This is a genomic window from Siccibacter turicensis LMG 23730 (genome assembly GCF_000463155.2).
Classification (GTDB): domain Bacteria; phylum Pseudomonadota; class Gammaproteobacteria; order Enterobacterales; family Enterobacteriaceae; genus Siccibacter; species Siccibacter turicensis.
This window is the reverse complement of sequence record NZ_AWFZ01000048.1, coordinates 114,676-133,414: the sequence shown is the minus strand read 5'-3', so window position 1 is coordinate 133,414 and position 18,739 is coordinate 114,676. Positions and strand designations below refer to the sequence as shown.

At 52.9% G+C, this 18,739-nt stretch carries 17 protein-coding genes; 1 reads left to right on the top strand and 16 read right to left on the bottom strand.

Translation table 11 applies throughout. The features are described 5' to 3' along the window. Window positions 1-159: 159 nt before the first annotated feature. The 9 genes from DW58_RS15375 to DW58_RS15340 all read right to left on the bottom strand — a co-directional run bounded on the left by DW58_RS15375 (window position 160) and on the right by DW58_RS15340 (window position 4,440). Window positions 160-552 (bottom strand): DUF943 family protein, encoded by a 393-nt coding sequence (locus DW58_RS15375; protein WP_024562395.1) that lies wholly within the window; start codon window positions 550-552, stop codon window positions 160-162. Then, window positions 545-670, bottom strand: coding sequence for a DUF3289 family protein (locus DW58_RS20300; RefSeq protein WP_081706490.1), 126 nt, complete (start codon window positions 668-670; stop codon window positions 545-547). The genes DW58_RS15375 and DW58_RS20300 overlap by 8 nt, the downstream gene beginning before the upstream one ends. A gap of 154 nt (window positions 671-824) precedes the next feature. Continuing rightward, window positions 825-1,229 carry a DUF943 family protein gene (locus DW58_RS15370; RefSeq protein ID WP_024562396.1) on the bottom strand — a complete coding sequence of 135 codons (405 nt, stop codon included), beginning with the start codon at window positions 1,227-1,229 and terminating at the stop codon, window positions 825-827. Continuing rightward, window positions 1,222-1,467, bottom strand: coding sequence for a DUF3289 family protein (locus DW58_RS15365; protein WP_024550972.1), 246 nt, complete (start codon window positions 1,465-1,467; stop codon window positions 1,222-1,224). The genes DW58_RS15370 and DW58_RS15365 overlap by 8 nt, the downstream gene beginning before the upstream one ends. A gap of 16 nt (window positions 1,468-1,483) precedes the next feature. Next, window positions 1,484-1,921 (bottom strand): DUF943 family protein, encoded by a 438-nt coding sequence (locus DW58_RS15360; protein ID WP_024562397.1) that lies wholly within the window; start codon window positions 1,919-1,921, stop codon window positions 1,484-1,486. Continuing rightward, window positions 1,914-3,221, bottom strand: coding sequence for a DUF3289 family protein (locus DW58_RS15355; RefSeq protein WP_081706492.1), 1,308 nt, complete (start codon window positions 3,219-3,221; stop codon window positions 1,914-1,916). Before DW58_RS15355 ends, DW58_RS15360 begins: the two co-directional genes overlap by 8 nt. A 182-nt stretch (window positions 3,222-3,403) precedes the next feature. Then, a complete protein-coding gene (locus tag DW58_RS15350; RefSeq protein WP_024550645.1) occupies window positions 3,404-3,739 on the bottom strand; it encodes a DUF1869 domain-containing protein in 336 nt (111 codons plus the stop codon). A gap of 9 nt (window positions 3,740-3,748) precedes the next feature. Further along, window positions 3,749-4,081, bottom strand: a complete 333-nt coding sequence (locus tag DW58_RS15345; RefSeq protein WP_024550646.1) for a DUF1971 domain-containing protein — start codon at window positions 4,079-4,081, stop codon at window positions 3,749-3,751. After that, entirely contained in the window at window positions 4,081-4,440 is a 360-nt protein-coding gene (locus DW58_RS15340; RefSeq protein WP_024550647.1) for a DUF1971 domain-containing protein, read from the bottom strand. Before DW58_RS15340 ends, DW58_RS15345 begins: the two co-directional genes overlap by 1 nt. Window positions 4,441-4,691: 251 nt before the next feature. Here DW58_RS15340 and DW58_RS15335 point away from each other — a divergent pair, with 251 nt between their 5' ends. Continuing rightward, entirely contained in the window at window positions 4,692-4,991 is a 300-nt protein-coding gene (locus DW58_RS15335; RefSeq protein ID WP_024550648.1) for a hypothetical protein, read from the top strand. A gap of 103 nt (window positions 4,992-5,094) precedes the next feature. On the opposite strand, the gene DW58_RS15330 is transcribed toward DW58_RS15335, so the two are convergent. The 7 genes from DW58_RS15330 to DW58_RS21545 all read right to left on the bottom strand — a co-directional run bounded on the left by DW58_RS15330 (window position 5,095) and on the right by DW58_RS21545 (window position 18,739). Next, window positions 5,095-5,406 (bottom strand): hypothetical protein, encoded by a 312-nt coding sequence (locus DW58_RS15330; RefSeq protein WP_024550649.1) that lies wholly within the window; start codon window positions 5,404-5,406, stop codon window positions 5,095-5,097. A gap of 12 nt (window positions 5,407-5,418) precedes the next feature. Next, window positions 5,419-5,931 carry a polymorphic toxin type 50 domain-containing protein gene (locus DW58_RS21440; protein ID WP_071813196.1) on the bottom strand — a complete coding sequence of 171 codons (513 nt, stop codon included), beginning with the start codon at window positions 5,929-5,931 and terminating at the stop codon, window positions 5,419-5,421. Window positions 5,932-5,967: 36 nt separating this feature from the next. Further along, window positions 5,968-7,032: a VENN motif pre-toxin domain-containing protein gene (locus DW58_RS15325; RefSeq protein ID WP_029593077.1), complete on the bottom strand. Its 1,065-nt coding sequence runs from the start codon at window positions 7,030-7,032 to the stop codon at window positions 5,968-5,970. 27 nt (window positions 7,033-7,059) lie between these two features. Next, a complete protein-coding gene (locus DW58_RS15320) occupies window positions 7,060-7,488 on the bottom strand; it encodes a DUF7878 domain-containing protein (protein ID WP_152525638.1) in 429 nt (142 codons plus the stop codon). Further along, complete coding sequence (locus DW58_RS15315) at window positions 7,458-8,867, bottom strand: VENN motif pre-toxin domain-containing protein (protein ID WP_024550140.1); 1,410 nt, start codon at window positions 8,865-8,867, stop codon at window positions 7,458-7,460. Before DW58_RS15315 ends, DW58_RS15320 begins: the two co-directional genes overlap by 31 nt. A gap of 279 nt (window positions 8,868-9,146) precedes the next feature. Further along, window positions 9,147-9,632 carry a hypothetical protein gene (locus tag DW58_RS15310; protein WP_024550141.1) on the bottom strand — a complete coding sequence of 162 codons (486 nt, stop codon included), beginning with the start codon at window positions 9,630-9,632 and terminating at the stop codon, window positions 9,147-9,149. Beyond that, window positions 9,629-18,739, bottom strand: a complete 9,111-nt coding sequence (locus tag DW58_RS21545) for a hemagglutinin repeat-containing protein (RefSeq protein ID WP_029593075.1) — start codon at window positions 18,737-18,739, stop codon at window positions 9,629-9,631. Before DW58_RS21545 ends, DW58_RS15310 begins: the two co-directional genes overlap by 4 nt.

The window sequence follows — 18,739 nt, the reverse complement described above, 5'->3', positions numbered from 1 at the left end:
AAAAAAACGGAGCGCTGTGCTCCGTTTTTTATGAGGTGGGGGTGACCGATGACGCCCTGCTTCTCGCCTTGTAGGGCGTTGTCGCGGGGTCATCATGTTTACAGGGCAAGGGGTTCTGCGCGAAAGCCTTCAAGAAAATGCTTTTGAAGCAGTGCATTTTTATCGATAAAACATCCCTTTTTTTTGATTAAACCTAATCCACAGGTGAGTTTTTTTTTCAATACATCTGGCGTCTACGGACATGTCATCAAAGCACAGCAGATCCGAATCTTCATCCGTTCCTCTGTCGATGCGATACCCTTCGCCAAAGTCCATAATGACCGCGCTGTAATAATCACTCTCGTTTTTATTCGGTATGCCGTATTTTGCCTGGATCATGTCTTTATTGGCTTCCCACCAGGCTATCTGACGGCTTTTCAGATATGGAAAGTGCCTGACCAGTATTGTATTACCGTCATGAACCGCCACAACTTCCACTGGCGTAAAATACTGCCAGAGCAGATAACCACATGATGCTGCCGCAATAACACCCGCTATCAGTCGCTTATTCATTGCGTCTCCCGCTGATTTCAACAGTGGTATTTATCTCTGTAATAAAAGGCCTGTAGCCATATGTCTTCCAGCGCTGGAGTGCGAACCACAGCCGTGTAGGGCGGCTAAGCCTGTGCACCTACCGTTGCTGCGTTTTCAAAAGGTGGGTGCGCCAGGCTTACATCCTGACCGCTTTGTTGCCAGCGTAACCATGTTTACAGGGCAAGGGGTTCTGCGCTAAAAAGGATTCAAAGAGATGCTTTATGATTTAACGTTCAACATTAACGAGTAAATTAATACGATTCATATTCCAGCCCGTTATTCTTACTCCATCTCACAGTAAAAAGTGGTTTTCTGTCAATACAACGAGCATCTGTCTTAATGTCATTAAAACAGAAAACCTCATCAGTCCAGAACAACAAACTTTCATTCGGCTCAGTACGATATCCATTTCCAAAATCCATTAAATAGATGTAGTAATAACTATCATATCCCTCAGGAATCCCATACTTCGCCTGTATCATGTCTTTATTTTCTTCCCACCAGGCTATCTGACGGCTTTTCAGGTATGGAAAGTGCCTGACCAGTATTGTATTACCGTCATGAACCGCCACAACTTCCACTGGCGTAAAATACTGCCAGAGCAGATAACCACATGATGCTGCCGCAATAACACCCGCTATCAGTCGCTTATTCATCGCGTCTCCCGCTGATTTCAACAGTGGCATTTATCTCTGTAATAAAAGGCCTGTAGCCATATTTCTTCCAGCGCTGGAGTGCGAACCACAGCCGGAATATTCGGAACTCCCGATAAACAGGATTGAGCACATCATTATCATCGAGGCCAAAGTGATCCTGCATACGGTAATGTACCTTCGCCAGGTAGTTCTCTCCCGACACCTCCAGAGATTCCAGTGTGATATGTGTTGCCCACATTACTATCTACTAGCCGTCAATACGACTGGTATCTAAGGCCACCGTTTGGAGTCTTATTGACAGTAAACAAAATGTCTCGATTAATACACCTCATCTCTGTAACCATTTCATCAAAACAATAAACCTCATCGGTGGAGAGCAACAGACTCTCATTTGGCTCGGTTCGAAACCCGTTTCCAAATGCCATAATGGTTACATTGTAATATCCGTTTTCGTCCTTATTCGGTATACCATACTTAGCCTGAATCTTTCCCTTGTTAGTTTCCCACCAGGCTATCTGTCGATTTTTCAAATATGGGAAATGCCTGACAAGTAGTATGTCGCTATGGCAAGAGCCTGTTTCACTACAAATAGCTCTATGAGCCTCCATTATTTCAACAGGAGTCATATACTGCCAGATCACATAGCCGCATGCGGCTATGCTGAGAATACAGCCAGCCAACAACTTATTCATCCCGCCTCCCGCTGATTTCTACGGTCGCATTCATTTCGGTAATAAACGGCTTGTATCCATACTGATCCCAGCGCTGGAGTGCGAACCATAGCCGGAATATTCGGAACTCCCAATAAACAGGATTGAGCACATCATCGACGTCGAGGCCAAAATGATCCTGAATACGGTAATGCACTCTTGCGTGGTAGTTCCCATCATTTATTTCCAAAGACTCAAGCGTGATATGCGTCGCCCAAGTATCATGGACGGAAATAACCAGTCCATTAGTGCGGCCTTTAAAACTATCAAATTTAGGTAAGACTGTATGCTCGCCAATTGCTGAAGTAAATTTATTTTTAAATTTCAGTGGGTATAACGCGTGTTCTCTATCTAAATACAAACTGATAACGTCTTTTATTTTCAGCAAAGAGCTTTGTTCTGAATGGTCATTCATGATTTGCTCTTTCAGCGCCTGGTCAAGTAAGGGGCTGCTGTACGTCGTGCCGCTGTTGCCCTGCATATGCGTAATCATCTCTGTGATGATGTGCTGATATTCGCCATGAAAAGAGAACAGCTTCGCCAGCGCCCGGAATTCATCAAACATGAGAGCGACGGCCTTCTCGCGGCTTACCTCTGGCATAGTGTCTGGTATTGCCGCGATCGCATAAGGCGACGTCATTATATAAGGGTTGGGTTGATTCAACAGCCTTAGCGTGCGGGCATTTACCCTTGCAGATACCGTATCCACATCGAGATTCAGCTGATTACGCAGCGTCAACGCATCCAGATCGCCGTGGTGCATGTCTTTGGCTTGATAGTCATCCATCTGGCGTGTGGTCTGGTAAATCAGCACGGGAAGAGGCATGGGTTCCGGCTGTGCAGCTTGTGCCTGCTGGCCTGCCGCTGGCACCCCATCACTGAATCCGGGAGAGGTCGCCTCGGGGGAGGGGTGCTGAACAGCGCCCTTATCAGATTTAAACATCCAGGGCTGCTCTGAAGCATCATCAGAAACGTTATTTTCCTCGCTATCGATGAAGACATTACTGCTGCCAGAGATAACTACCCCGCCGCAGTTAATGCTATGACCGACGGCGACTGCGGGCTTCCCGTTGATAAATACCGATGACGCACCTTCTGCGATGACGCGGTAATGCGTGCCACAGCCGTTACCGCAGGTGCAACCGTGTGGCGCGACGGCATCACCGACTCTGGCGGCCGGTTGGCCGTTAATAAACACATTCGGGCTACCTTCAGTTATCGCAGTATCGGGGAAACACCCATGCCCACTGGCTATATCATCCTTTCTGGCTGCCTCTGCCATCTGTCATTAACTCCATGTAATCTTTATAGGAATCATACTCTCCGATGACAGTGGTTGAGCATACTCGTTGAGCATTTCAGATTTGTGCGGTTACCTGGCGTGCTGAATCCACACCGCCCTGGGCGCTGAGCCGTGAAATGCGCAGCGCGACTGGGGTTGTGGATTCAGCGGAACGCGGCGTACTACCAGCCGCAGACGTTGTGGTCATCGTCCTCGTCATAGCCGCGCACGATATTGATAAGCTCTTTTACCGCATCCGCCGCACCGGTTTCATCTATCACGTCGGCCAGTTCAGGGAAACCCTTATCCACCGACACACCGTTGTTATTGTTGGTTACCGTCAGCATATAGCGCGCCTCGGCCCTGCCCAGCGTATCGACCAGCGCGGCGACCGCCGCTGCCGCCACGGCAGGCACATACAGCGCCATCGGTTTCATATACACCTTGCTGGCGTCCTGCCCGGTTTCACGGTTTTTCAGCCCCAGGGTGTAGCCTTTATTTTCTGCTGTAGCGTCCATAAGCCTGCATTACTCCTCAAGAAGAATTTGTGGATCGACATAAAAATCAACGCTGAAGATGACATCCTCTGAGAGCGCCTCAATAAGATGCCACTCCTCCGCCGGGAACACGCCAAACTGACCCGCGTTGATATCGAAGCTCTCTACCACCTCGGGGCTGTGCTGGTCCGCGTAACGGCAGTAGCGTATCGCTCCGCGCATTACCGACAGACGCGGAAAGACGCCCTGACGCGTTCCGGCGTCCAGATGCCGCTGCCAGATGCCGGGCGGTGCGGTTTCCAGCGTCCAGAACGGCGTGCTGCGCACGTGAACATAGTGCGCGGGGATTTCAATGCGATTCATCACGACTCCTTATGAGTGTTGACCACCTGGCCAAATCCTTTACCGCTCAGCTGCGCCGTCGGCTCGGCAAAAAAATCGATGTTGAAATACGTATCCTCCGTCAGCAGCTCAATGCGATGCCACTTTTCCGGCGGGCTGATCCCGAAACACCCGGCTTCAATCACCAGCTCCAGATCCGGTGTGGTGCTTTCCGCATCCGGAAAACCAAAATACTTCACCGCCCCGCGCATAACGGAGAGACGGCCATAGACACCGGCTTTGGTGTTGTGGTGGCTCAACAGGGCTGCAGGCACGTTGGTTTTATCGAAGAAAGCGGTTGCACGCGTGTGAACGTAATGCGCGGGGATAATCGTATTCATAGTTTTTTACCTCATGCTGTAAGCCATTACGGCTTAAGTTCTGCGCCGTCAGCGAGGTGACGAGGCACGAAAAGGTCAGGTGAAGCGCGGCCTTAAAGATGCATGTAAAATACTCCTTAAAAACCACAGCTGTAAAGTGGGATTCGCATCACGCTTTGACGCGCCACGAAAAGAGGAAGGGAGAAAAGAAAGGGAAAACGCGAATGCCGGACATGAACTACGCTTACATTTTACTCATAGAGGAGAAAACGATGGCTGATTCAATCCTTATCGATACCGTGCAGTTCGGCCCGAACGATGCTCCCACGCATAAATATGAAATTTATGGCGACGACGAGAAAACCCCGACATGGGCGCTGATTTACGAGCAAAACGATGGTGACTGGGAAAAGATTGATGAAACCCTGAGCTTTGCGGCGAAAGACGAGCAGGAAGAAGCGACCAGCACCATGGATTACGGCTCCAGCGACAGCCTGCCGGATCTGCGCGATCTCCCCGCCGAAGCACGCGAACGCTGTGAAAAGCACTGGCAGGATAATTTTGCCGGATGATGAAAGGTAAGTTGCAGAGGTGATACCGGGTTAAGGCCCGGTTTTTATTTTTTACAGTAGACTAACAGATAAAAAATCCCGGCGCTTGAGCGCCGGGATTCATTTATTTAATTTCTTTTCTCAGATAGACAAACCCATCCAATGGCTCTAAATCCTTAAAAGATCTTAGGTCAAAAAAGACTTCATCCACTACATTTTTTATTTCATCATTAGATGATGTATTTGCCAGTATATTAGCAATCACGTCATCTATACTCTCACGATCGGATTCTTCCACCTCTCGATCAAGATAATATCGTAAAATTAACGTCCTTTCCGCATTAAATCCAACCGCAATAGCTCTTATTGATGGATATATCTCTCCAAGTAAAGCCTTAACTATCCATATATATAACCAATCTGGTAATTTTTTCATAACCTTAATCCCTTAATGTTGCACAGGATTTGCTGGAACGATATGTGCACCATTCTTTCCATAATGTATTATCCCGTAATTTGTTAGTTGTCCTTCATAATTACCTATCGGTTTTACGAAGTTAACAACAGGTTGATTCCTGGGAGTAATCCTAATTATCTTATATTCACCAGAATGAACCCCATTCAATAGTTTCTGTGGTTCAATGCCGTCAAGTAGTGGGGAACGACCTGGTGTATAATTATTATGCCCTGGTATGTGTTTTCCCTGTTGACCTGAGTGGATGTTTTTAGATAACCCATCAGGTACAGGTAAACCTTTCGTTGGTTTATATCCTTTAACGAAATTTTTAGCAAGTTGAACAATATTTTTACCCAACATCCCCATTGATGCCAATGCTGCCTGATTTTCCGGATCAGACACAAAAGCCGCGAACTTCGTCCACCCCGGACTATTTACATCGATATTCGCCAGATCTGGCGCATTCCATAGCTGAACGTAAGCTTTGGCTTCGTCGCTAGTCATCACATCCGCGCCAATTCCCCCTAACCAGCCCGGACGCTATGTCATATCAAAACCGCCTTGGGCTATTTCCTTATCAAAAACTACGGCTTTCAGCGGGTTATCTTTCAGCTTCTGGTTAGTTTCTGCACTCTGTTTGTCACTGACGGCTTTCCATTTATCAATAACCTTCTGGCAGTCCCCACCGGATTTGCGACAATCCGACAGTTCTTTATCAAAAGTCAGCGCCTGAGTTGAACTTAGCGCATTATTCTCAACCGCATTCTTCCCGGCCAGCCCTGCATTCACCGCCGTTGCGCCGCTGTCACCAATCAGCCCGCCCGCCAGGGTTGACGCCAGCGTCGCCAGCGCGCTCACGGTCTGTTTGTCTGCCTCGGACAGCTCGCCTGCCCTACCGCCTTTAAGCTCAACCGCAATCATACCGGCCAGCTCGCCGATGCTGGCACCCGCTGCTCCTGCGGCGATGCCCTGTTTCTGGACGGCCGCCAGGGCCGCGCCGAGAACGGCATGCGCAATCAGGCGTGCTTCCCTGTCCTCTTTATCAATATGCTGTGCGATTTGATTGGCAAGATATGGCGCTGCCGCCCCGGCAAGTGCCGCATTGATATTGCCGGCGCTCACCCCCTGAGCGATTGCCGTGGTGGCCTGGATGGCGCGCTGGTACGACCCGCCCGTCCCCATCTCACTCTTCTCCAGGGTACTGTTGTAGAACCCGTCGTAGAGATACTGAGAGATGTCCTGTTCTGTCGCCGTTTTATTCGGATTTAGCTCTTCCCACGATTTGCGTGCGCTATCACGGTCCTCCTTCTGCACGCCTTTCATTTTTTCATTCTCGCTTTCGGTCGCCGCAATCTCACCGTACGTCGACACAATCTTCCCGACCTGCGAGCTTATCTCGCCGATAAGCTGCGCCTGCTCCATGCGGCGCTGCTCTTTTTCTTTGTCGAAGATTTTGCTGATGCGGTCGTTGGCGTTCTGCGCGTCACGGCTCAGGCCGGCCACATCCTGTTTATGCCGGTCCTGGTCGCGAACGACAATGGTGCTCTGACTGATGGAATCCTGCGTGGTCCCATCGGAGTGCCCGATGTTGTCAGAGGATTTCAACTATTTTGAAGAAACAGGCTGGATCTGTTACACGCTCTGCAAATAGCATTCGCAGTCCAGGCCATATGATTTCAAGTCAATAATCAGTTCATTTATGAACGACTTGCAAGCCACTTTCAGAACATCGCTCACTATATCTGGATAAGTTTCCGGATCCCAAACACTCCCTATCAGCCACAGGCCATCAGGCTGTTTTTTAAAGAAAAGAATTGGAGAGTCTTCAAAGTCCATCGACTCATAGAGGAAGTCGCCATTATCCGATGATAACCATGACGAAAGTTCTTTTGCGAACTCCAATAGCAGGATCCCCTTTTCGGAAAAAATAATTTTCCCCTTTATGGATATAATCAACTCTCCTTCCACCTCAGCCAAAAGCTGAGGCCCTTCCCTCAACGGGCCCAAAGACAAAATTTTATATTGAATAATCATTTCACATTTACCGGGAATGCGTTCCAAATCTTCCCATCCTCTCCGACTATGATACGAACACTTGTCTGTCCTTTCGTGCCTATAGGCATACCTAAATCGGCGACTACTCTGAAAGAACCTGGTTGATTATTGGGTAGAAATAAGGCGTCAGGAGAATTCAAAGCATCTTTAACAAGCGTTCTAATTTCCTCTAAACTATTTGTATTAAATTGTGCAGAACGGCTCGCTGAAGTCCCAATCATATGTTTATCTTTAGGAGTCCAATTGGCAACATCATTTTTCGCTGAGTTAAATGCTGTTTTGGAAGCAGCATCAATTGCATCCCAAGAACCATTTTTGGCAACTTGCTCTCTGCTGCTGCCAGTAACTTTATTAGCTACGCTTGTGACAGTTCCTTTTCCCGGGGAAATAGTGCTAACTGATTTTCCTCCCGGCAACCCCTTAGCTGGTATCAAAGCCACTGATATAGTCCCGGCAACATTCTCCAGCGCTTTCTGGTCGCCATTCCAGGCTTTCACAACAGTGCTCTTAATCCCTCCCCACGCATCGCCATTCATGATGCCATTCAGCATAGTCGCAGCCGCTGCATCCTTTTTAGCGATATCGCTTTTCGCCTGACTACAGTAGCTATCCCCGGTTGCACAGGCTGTTAACGCTGCTACGAGATCAAACGCCGTATCACCACCCAGCATTGCAAAGTCGCCAGTTTCACTGGCCAGATTAACCAGACCATTCGCCATCTGGGAAACGATGTTTTCCCCCAGTTTGCCCCTGACCTGTTCTTTCCACCATTCAGCACTTTCTTTGACTGACTGTCGGGCCTTATCCCCCGACATTGAGTTATTCTCAACCGCATTCTTCCCGGCCAGCCCTGCATTCACCGCCGTTGCACCGCTGTCACCAATCAGCCCGCCGGCAAGGGTTGACGCCAGCGTCGCCAGCGCGCTCACGGTCTGTTTGTCTGCCTCGGACAGCTCGCCTGCCCTACCGCCTTTAAGCTCAACCGCAATCATACCGGCCAGCTCGCCGATGCTGGCACCGGCTGCTCCTGCTGCGATGTCCTGTTTCTGGACGGCCGCCAGGGCCGCGCCGAGGACGGCATGCGCAATCAGGCGTGCTTCCCTGTCCTCCTTATCAATATGCTGTGCGATTTGGTTGGCGAGGTAAGGTGCGGCGGCCCCGGCAAGTGCCGCATTGATATTGCCGGCGCTCAACCCCTGAACGATAGCCGTGGTGGCCTGGATGGCGCGCTGGTACGACCCGCCCGTCCCCATCTCACTCTTCTCCAGGGCACTGTTATAGAACCCGTCGTAGAGATACTGAGAGACGTCCTGTTCTGTCGCCGTTTTATTCGGATTGAGTTTTTCCCACGCTTGACGTGCGCTTTCCCTGCCCTCCTTCTGCACGCCCTGGATTTTTGTCGTGAAAGCAGTACTTACTTTCTGCCCGCCAACTTTTCTCCCCGACGTGCCTTATTCATCTGGACACGCTACCGCCCGACATAGAGCCAATCGGGTAAATAGCCCGCGGTCATTCAAAATAACGCAGGGCGAATATGGCAGTTCAGGAGGCCAAACCACGCATAATCAGCATTATTCTTTGCGCCCTTCAGAAGCCCACAGAGGTGCAGGCTGGCAGCCAGGAGATCAAGACGGTTAAGAGATAAATTTACGGGAAGGCTGTTTTTAAAATATAGATAAAACATCAATGTAATTAATTTTTTCGTCTCGCTCATATTCCATTGATAGAGTCTCAAAAGTTTTAATTTCATCTCCGAGATTAATGATTACTAAAGTAAGCCCTTCATTAAAAAATAATTTTGCCCCAATCAATTTTTGTTCAATTTCAGAATAAATGACGTAAAATTGCAAGAGTATCTTTCCAATAAATTTTTGGAAAAAACATGAATTTGACAAATCCATGATTACTTCTTTTCCATACTCTCCGAGATCCTTTTCTTGCATTGGTAGATCAGAAAGTTCAAGTGAAGCCCCATCTAGTCCACACCTGAACACAATACTTTGATTCTCACTAAAAAAAACAAGCTGCAGTTGTTGCGGCGCCCCTAAATCTGGAACGTTATAAATATATATCAGACCATTGACATTTTGAAGTTTTCGTCCGACAACATTACGTGCCAACTCTTGATACCCCTCCTCAAAAAGCATCATTGTGGTGCCCCCTTTAGCGCATTTTTCACTGAGGTATTATTTAACACCCCATCTTTAAGGATGGTAACAAAGCTACCATCTGGTTTAGTAACAACGACATCGTTTCCTTTTATTCTGAAGAATACATCACCACGACTGGCACCGGCCCCAGCTCCTTGCCCTGCAAATCTCCCTGCAACAATTTTATCTGGATTAGAGCCTATATCATTTATAATATTTAATACACGTTTTCGATCGGCCGCATTTGATGCATTCCCACCAAAATCTTCAACATGTTTACCAAGTTTTTTCCCAACCTGAGCATTAGTTACCGAGAACTTGGCACTAGCACCAACACCAGAAGTTGGTAAGGATATTTTCCCTGGAGCAGGAAGATATCCAGAAATTTCATCGCTGGCCTTATTAAGCAGCTTTGATGCTTCTCTGAGATTACCCTTAGCCAGAGCTTTTTCCACATTTTTCAGAATACCGGAAGCTATGCGCTCTCCGGGGATCACTGAGGCAGCAGCAAGAAGATAATCCAGAGCCGATTGTGCCTCTGCCAGGCTTTTGATGGTCCCGACCACTGGCGTATAATCTGCGCCCGTTGACAGGCTATCTTTCAGTTCTTCCTGACGCTGAGTATACATCTTCACCGAGCACGCTTCTGCACTCATCCCTACGCAGTTTTCTTTCTTATAGCGTTCGTTTTCGGCTTCGACGCGCTCTTTTGCCACCTGCTGAGGTGTCTTATTCTGAGATACCGCGTCCAGTACATCACTCATCGCGTTATTCTCAACCGCATTCTTCCCGGCCAGCCCTGCATTCACCGCCGTTGCGCCGCTGTCACCAATCAGCCCGCCCGCCAGGGTTGACGCCAGCGTCGCCAGCGCGCTCACGGTCTGTTTGTCTGCCTCGGACAGCTCGCCTGCCCTACCGCCTTTAAGCTCAACCGCAATCATACCGGCCAGCTCGCCGATGCTGGCACCCGCTGCTCCTGCGGCGATGTCCTGTTTCTGAACGGCGGCCAGGGCCGCGCCGAGGACGGCATGCGCAATCAGGCGTGCTTCCTTATCCTTTTCATCGATATGCTGTGCGATTTGGTTGGCGAGGTAAGGTGCGGCGGCCCCGGCAAGTGCCGCATTAATATTGCCGGCGCTCAACCCCTGAATGATAGCCGTGGTGGCCTGGATGGCGCGCTGGTAAGACCCGCCCGTTCCCATCTCACTCTTCTCCAGGGCACTGTTATAGAACCCGTCGTAGAGATACTGAGAGACGTCCTGTTCTGTCGCCGTTTTATTCGGATTGAGTTTTTCCCACGCTTGACGTGCGCTTTCCCTGTCCTCCTTCTGCACGCCTTTCATTTTTTCATTCGCGCTTTCGGTCGCCGCAATCTCACCGTACGTCGACACAATCTTCCCGACCTGTGAGCTTATCTCGCCAATAAGCTGCGCCTGCTCCATGCGGCGCTGCTCTTTTTCTTTGTCGAAGATTTTGCTGATGCGGTCGTTGGCGTTCTGCGCGTCGCGGCTCAGGTCGGTCACATCCTGCTTCTGCTTATCCTGATCGCGGATGACAATGGTGCCCTGGCTGATAGCCGCCTGCGTGGTCCCATCGGAGTGCCCGTTGCTGCCGGCGCCCATCAGCATCACATTGCCGATGTTGCTGGCGATCAGCGCACCAATGCCGCCGGTGCTGAACCCGCCACCCTGATGCTGTACCTTAAAGTCGGCTTCGTTGTGGATATCCCCGTAGCCCAGCGTGCCGGTGTCGAGACGGTTTTTGTCTGCGGTTGCGGTGCTCGCCAGTACCGCGCCGTCAAGCTGGGTGTGATTTCCCACGGTGACGTCGAACCCGCCTTCCCCGGCGAACAGCCCGCTCTGGTCGTTGACGCTGCGGTATTTACTGCTCATTTTGTCGCGGCTGAAACTGAAGCTGCCGCCCGGCCCACCGCCGAAGGTGTAGCTCAGCCCGCCGCTGACGCTGCTCTGCTTGCTGAGGTAGTTGTCGATGTCCTGCTGGCTGGCAATGCTCAAATCGCGTCCGATATCGGCGGTGATCTGCTTGCCGTTAACCTGCGCGCCAGCCAGCGTTGCATCGCGTCCGCTGATAAGCGTTACCGCGTTACCCGCCTCCACCGTGGCGTTACTGTGCGTAAGCGAGTTGCCTTTTTGCTTACCGCTGCTGGCGTTCGCGTTAGCCGACACGCTGAGTCCGTTATTGGTGCCACCGAATCCCAGTCCGACGCCCACGCTACCGCCATGGCTGCTGTTGCTGCCCGTGAGTAAATTGGTGTTCTGCCCGGAAATCAGGTTGATATCCCGGGCGGCGTCCAGCGTAACATCTTTCCCGGCGTTGAGCTGGCTGCCAACAACCGTGATATCCCCGCCGTTGGCTGCGGTGTCTTTTCCGGTGGCGACCACGGAGAGATTTCCGCCGGCGGTGAGACGACTGCCGGTGACCGTGTCGCTCTCTTCGTGCGTTTTCGATTTAGAACTCTGCGCGCCAAGCGAGACCGCAATCTGGAAGGCGTTGTCAGTGGCAGACCCGCCCTGTGCGGCAGCAAGCTGCTGTTGCAGTCCCGCCTGAATTCCCGACAGCGCTGCCTGGGTGGCTTTCAGCGAGGCCAGACGGCTGTCGCTCTCCTTATGAGCAGCCTGCACCGCCGTGGCAGCACCGTTGACCATTGAGCCGACGGAGCCGCTCAGCGCAAGGGTCAGTCCCGCTGTTTTTTGCTCGAATGTCTCGGTCCGGGTGCGCTTGTCATGTCCGGGTTCGATAACAACATTATCGCCCTTCACCGTCATGTCTTTACCGGCAATGACATCCGATCCGGCGATTCGCGTCTGTCCGCCGGAGGTAATCGTGACGTTGCCTGAGGTACTGCCCACGGTGCTGACGCTGTCGCTCTGGGTGGTGCCTTTCTCTCTGAGTTCATGCCGGCTCTTGCTGGTTCCGATACTGAACCCAATACCACCCGAGCCCATCAGCCCGCTTTTGGTCTTCTCCTTAAACTGCCAGTTGGTATCGCTGTTGGTGGCAGCGACGATATCGACATTTTTCCCGGCGCTCAGCGCCACGTCTCCATCGCCCACCACCGACGAGCCTTTTACCAGCAGGTTGTTTCCGGCACTGACCGAGACATTATCGCCGCTCAGCAGCGAGCCGGCTTCGCGGGTCGCGCTCTGTTCGGAGATAGTGTGGGTTTTGGTTTTACTGAGGAAACCTTTTTTCGTTTTGACGGTTTCCTGGTAGTGATAATCGCTGTCGGTGGCGGTAGCGAGGTTCACATCCCGCCCCGCCCGGACCGCGCTATCCTGCTGCGCGATGACCTGCGCGGCCTCAGCATTCAGATCGCGTCCGGCAATGATGCTGGTATTCCCGCCCGAACCAATCTCCGTCCCCTGCTGGCGCACGCGATCCTCAATGACGGTTTTTTTCTTCGATTTGCTGCTGCTCCCCTCGCCGGTAGCTTCCGCCAGTAAATTCACGTCGCGCCCGGCTTTCATGTTCACATCGTTTTCAGCGGCGAGACCTGCGGCCTGGCTGTTGATGTCCCGTCCGGCAGCAAGGGTCAGATCCTCGCCTGCGCTGACGGTCGTGCGATCGATACCGTTGCTGTAGCGCGTTTTTCCGCCGTCGCGGCGCGAGGTGCCGGTGGTTTCCGCGTTAAGGTTCAGGTCGTTACCGGCGCTCAGGCTGGCGTTTTTACCGGCGCTGATATCACCGGCCTGGGCGGTTAAATCCTTCCCGGCGTTCATCACCAGGTTGCCACCAGCGGTGACCGCGCTGCCCTGGTACTCGACCGTGGCGTGGCTGGTAGCCGGAGTGCGCCTGAAGCCTGAGCGGCTGTAGGCATCATTAATCTGGTTTGCGTTGAGGGCGATATTGCCCCCGGCGTTCATCAGCAGGTCGCCACCGGCGGAGAGGTGGGCGCCGGTGAGGGTGATATCGTTACCGGCCTTGAGCGACAGGCTATCGGTGGCACTGATGCTGGCGGTGCTGCCGAGCACGGTATCTTTCAGGCTGACGCTGCCGCGTTTACTCCGGGCATCGATAGCAACCTGCTGCGCCTGGGTAAGGTTGTTGATATCCCCGGTCACGCTTTCAAGCGCAACGGTTTTACCGCTGATGGTGGAGCCGACGTTGTTGATATCACCAATGGCGCTCAGGTTCAGCCCGCCCCCTGCTTTTATCAGGCCATCGCTGAGGTTATTGATGCTGTTCTGGCTGTCGAGCGTCAGGGCACTCTTCGCCAGCAGGGTGCTGCCGCTGTTGGTGATGTTCCCGCCGCTGAGCGAGACGTTATTCCCGGCGATCACGCTGCCGTTGTTCACCGTGACGTCTTTGGGCGACAGGTAGACCTTCGGCACCATCACGGTTTCGCCGTTGATGGTGGCGCTCTCCCACCAGAGAATGCTGCGATCCAGCGCGGCGACCTGTTTTGCATCGAGCGAGACACCAAAACTCAGCCCCAGCGACGACTGCGCCGCGGCGGCGTTGTCCATCAGGTAGCGCATCTGCTCCAGTTCAGAGCCGACGCCGTTCAGATAGCGGTTGCCGGTCTGGTTAAGCACCGCATTGCTGACGTAACGGGTATCAAAAGCGGCATCGCCGAGGAAGCGGTAGTCCTGCTCGGGGTTAAGCTTCAGCCGGTCGAGCATATAGGCTGAACCAAGGAACTGTTTTTCGTCGGTGTAGGCGGTGCGGGTCTCCTGCGGCGCCGCACCCGGCCTGATACCCAGCAGCCTGTTCAGATCGCCAAACAGCGCCGGATCGAGCTTGCCGAGATCGTTAAGCTTCGGGTTAACGGTGATGAGATACGGGCTTTTGGGGTTGATCGCGGTGACAAAGTAACCGTTCTGGCTCGACGGCAGCGGATAAGCGCTGGTGTCTACGCTAGAGAAATTCTTAATTTTACTGCCATCATTGAGCAAAGAGAGTACGAAGTCTATTTGCTCACGCCAAGTGGGCGTATTTACCGGAAAGTTTACATTAGCTTTATCTACTGTTTTTTTTAGATCAGCAAGTTTTTGATTACTTGATGTAGCGATCACTGGTTTTGAGACAGTATTACTAACATGACTCTCATTAGAGGCAGTGAAGGCACTATTATCAATTTCATTAGAAAAATTACCTCGAATTCTGGTTGCAGCTATTAATCCACGATATAACTTCCCTTGAGGTTCCGAAAATTTATCTTCAGCAGGTCGATAATAGCTAATAGCTCGAATATCGCCTGGCATACCAACCAATTCTGACTTAATAAATTTGAATACTGATTGCCTTTGAGAAACCCCTGACCGATAGGTTTTATTACTTAAACTCTCTCCATCAAGTAACATATCATTTCTTGATAGAATATAACTTGCTTGATTCTCAATTTGGTTAGAGTACACAAAAAGGTTGTTTGCTGAATATATTTTACTCAAACCACCTTCAGTTATAATATCCACCTTTTCAGTAGGACCCAATTGAAAAACATACTCATCTTCATTAGTCCATGATCCCGTATATGAAACCACGTCACCAATGAATTTTACATAGGTTAATAGAGGTCCTGCTTTATCAGTGGATAATGAAAACCCTTCACGTAATAGAGAATCAGAAAAGTTACCATCATTAGTTACCGCAGGTATGCTTGTTTTTTCGACGATAAAACTCGTGTAACCGTTAAAAAGCTTATTTGTCCGAATCGTGATATCCCCTTTCTCCGTCTCGATATTTCCAGAGGTATTTACGATTTCTTTATTAGCCTTACCCGCGGCATTCTTCTGCATCGTCAGATTATTACCCGCTAGCATATCTCCACGTTGGTTTTTGATGCTATCGGCGTAGAGCATCATATTATTCCCGGCGTACAGCAGCGCGGTGTTCAGCAGCGAACCCGGTGCGCTGGCGGTCAGGTTGCCGGTGGTACCAGTAAAGCCGTTTAGGGTGATGTTGCCCCGGCTGGTGAGCCTCAGGTCGCCGCCGCTTTGTAGCGTACTGCCATCATTGGTGACAATTTGACTACCACTAAGCGTCGCGCCATCTTTTCCGACAGCGATTTTTCCGGCATTGGTAAACTGACCACCCGCACTCAACGTGACGCCTTCACCCTGCAGCACACCGTGGTTCTCCAGTGCGCCCGTGCTGTTAACAGTGAGCTGTTTGCCCGCTGCCAGCGTCGCGCTGTTGCTGATCGTCTGCACGGTCTTAAGCGTCAGGTTGCCGAGAGCCACTATCTGCCCCAGCGCGCTCAGGCCGCTGACGTCCAGCACCATGTCAGCGCCGCTCAGCAGTTTGCCGTTTTGCTGCTGTATCAGTTGTCCGGCGCTGACTGTAAGCCCGTCATCCCCCAGCATGCTGCCGTTGTTCTCAACGCGGTCTGCTGTAAGCATCAGATTTTTTGCAGCCCACTGCCCCTGGTTAGCGAGTATCTGAGCATCCAGAACCGCGCTACCAATGGCGGTAACCTCACTTCCTTGGGTTGATTTCAGCGTATCGCGCAGCGCGAGCGTCAGTGCATCCGCACTCTGAATCGTGCCGCGGTTGGTGAGCGACTGCGCATCGAGCAGAATATTTTTCCCCTGCCAGCTTCCGTTATTCGTAACCTCGCCAGAACGGAGCTCCAGCGTGCCGCCGGTCTGCAACGTTCCGGTCGCATCATTGATGAGCTGCTGTTGTGGGGCGGCCATCGCCATCCGCGCTATCCGCTGTTCGCGTGCCGCCAGCGTCAGACCGCTGACACCAGTCAGGGTACCCAGATTGCGAATGCTGTTCTGGTGAAGGTTCAGGGTGACGCCCTGAATACTGCCGCGGTTAGTCAGCTGCGCACCATCAAGCGTGACGTCTCCCACGCTCACCATCTGGCCGCCGTTGTTCACCGTTTGCGCATAGAACGCCATCGCTCCCTGGCTCAGCAGGTCGCCGGTGTTATCCAGCGTGCCATTTACGCTGGCATTGAGCGTTTCCAGACCCAGCAGCGAACCGCCGTGCGTCCAGCCGTTCGCCTTCACCGCCGCTGTTTGTCCCTGAAGCGTACCCAGCGTGGTGAGCTGTCCCGCATCCAGCGTCAATGCCCCACCGCTCAGGGTATATGATCCTGAGCCAGTTCTGATGGTGCTGGCTGTCAGGCTGGTATCCTGTCCCTGAATCAGGCCGAGGTTCTCAAGCGTGCCGGCATTCAGATTGAGCGCGCCCGCGGAAAGCATTTTTCCGCTCACGACGTTGCTGATCGTTTGTCCGGTCACGGTGAACTGCCCGGTGCCCTGCAGCGTGCCGGAATTACTGAGGCTATCAGCAGCAAGGTTCAATGCCTCTGCGCCCTGAGTGCCGCTGTTGGTGAGCGCTCTGGTGTTAAGCGTCTGGGTGCCATTGGCCAGCAGCAGTCCGCTGTTATTAACATCATCAGCCTTCACATTAAGCGTGTCCGCAACCACTGTGCCGGTGTTATTCAGTCTTGCAGCCTCAAGACGCACCGCCGACGCGTTACTTTTACCCCCATGCACCAGCGTATCCGCTTTAGCACTCAGCGTGCCTTTGCTGGCCTGGGTGCCGTCCAGACGCACCGTTTTACCCGTGAGGATGACATCGCCTTCGCTTTGCAGCTGGGCGCTCTCGCGGGTGCGGATGTCGTCTGCCGCAACGGTAAGGCCACCGCGGGCATTTACCCGCCCGTTGAGATCGGCTTTGCTACCGGCGTTCAGGGCAATATCGCCCTTGCTGGTCAGCACGGCATCCGCACCGGTGGTCAGCGAACCCGTATCTACCTTCAGCGCACGATCGGCGGCCAGGGTGCCGCTGTTGTCGGTCGCGGTATTGACCAGCGTGAGGTCGCGCCCCTGCAGCGTGCCGCGGTTGGTCAGCGTCTCTCCCTTCGCGGTGAGCTGGCCTTTGGCGGCGACCATGCCGCGGTTATCCAGGCGTGCGGCCTCAAGCGTGGCGTTGCCGCCGGCGAGCAGCGTGCCCTGCTGGGCGATCGCATCCGCGCGGAGCGTGACGTCCTGCGCACCGTCGGCCCGGCTGGTGTTATCGAGAGTAACCTGCTTACCGTTTAGGGCGAGGGTGCCGCCGCTGGTCAGCGTCGAGCCCGCCAGCACGGTGGTGTCTTTGCCGCTGAGCGTCAGCCTGCCGTCGCTGGCAAGCGTTGCATTTTGCACACGCAGATCCCCGGCGCTGGTGACGTTCAGCGCCCCGCCGGTTTTATGCTCGCCGCTCAGCTGCACGCCGTCTGCCCTGGCGGTCAGCGCGCCGCTGGCGAGGCTGTCTTTCATCACCAGCTTCCCGCTGGCACTGAGGGTGATATCCCCCTGGCGGGCGTTGAGGTTGCCGAGGTTGACCCCGACGCCTTTCTCGCTGGAGACCAGATGAATACGGTTGGCGTACATGCCACCGAGCGCGCCGGTGTCTACCGCCACGGTGGGCGACGAGCCGGTACCGCTGATGGGGGTTACGCTGCCGTCGGCCCCCACGCGGTTGGCCCCGGCGGTCACGGTCAGATCTTTAGCATGGATCGCGGCGTTCACCTCCGTGGCGCGGGAGATAAGCGACAGCGCGTCGCTGTTGCTGGCGTCCAGTCCTTTGCCTTCCACGGTAATGCTGCCCCGGGTGACGTCCAGCGCCAGCAGGTTGCCCTTGCTGTCGAACTGCGGCTTGCCGGTGGTGAGCGTGGCCTGCGGGGTGTTGATAAACCCGCAGCCGTTACAGGTGATGCCGAAGGGGTTGGCGACCATGACGTTAGCGCCCTTGCCCGCCACTTCGGTATAGCCCTCCAGCCGTGAGCGGCTGCCGCCGGTCACTTCGTTGATGATGCCCTTTGCTTCCCGGCCTGCTTTCAGGTTGGGGTTGTTCTGGATGATCCCGCCCAGCTGGGTCCGGTTGAGCTGCCCGGTGGCGTTGTTGAGGATCAGCCCCTCTTTGCCGACGTTGTAGTCTTTGAATTGGTTATGCGAGAGGCCCGCGGCGTTGGGCGGAGCGATGTTGACTACCGGCACGCCGTTGGCCGCTTTATCCATGCTGGCCGCGCCGTTTGGGGTTATCGCGGCGGCAAACGCCGGAGCGACCGGCTGCCAGACCAGCAGGCTGATAATGAGCCAGCTGACAGCGCGCTGGGAGAATTTCACCGGCAAAGCGTGGTTATCCAT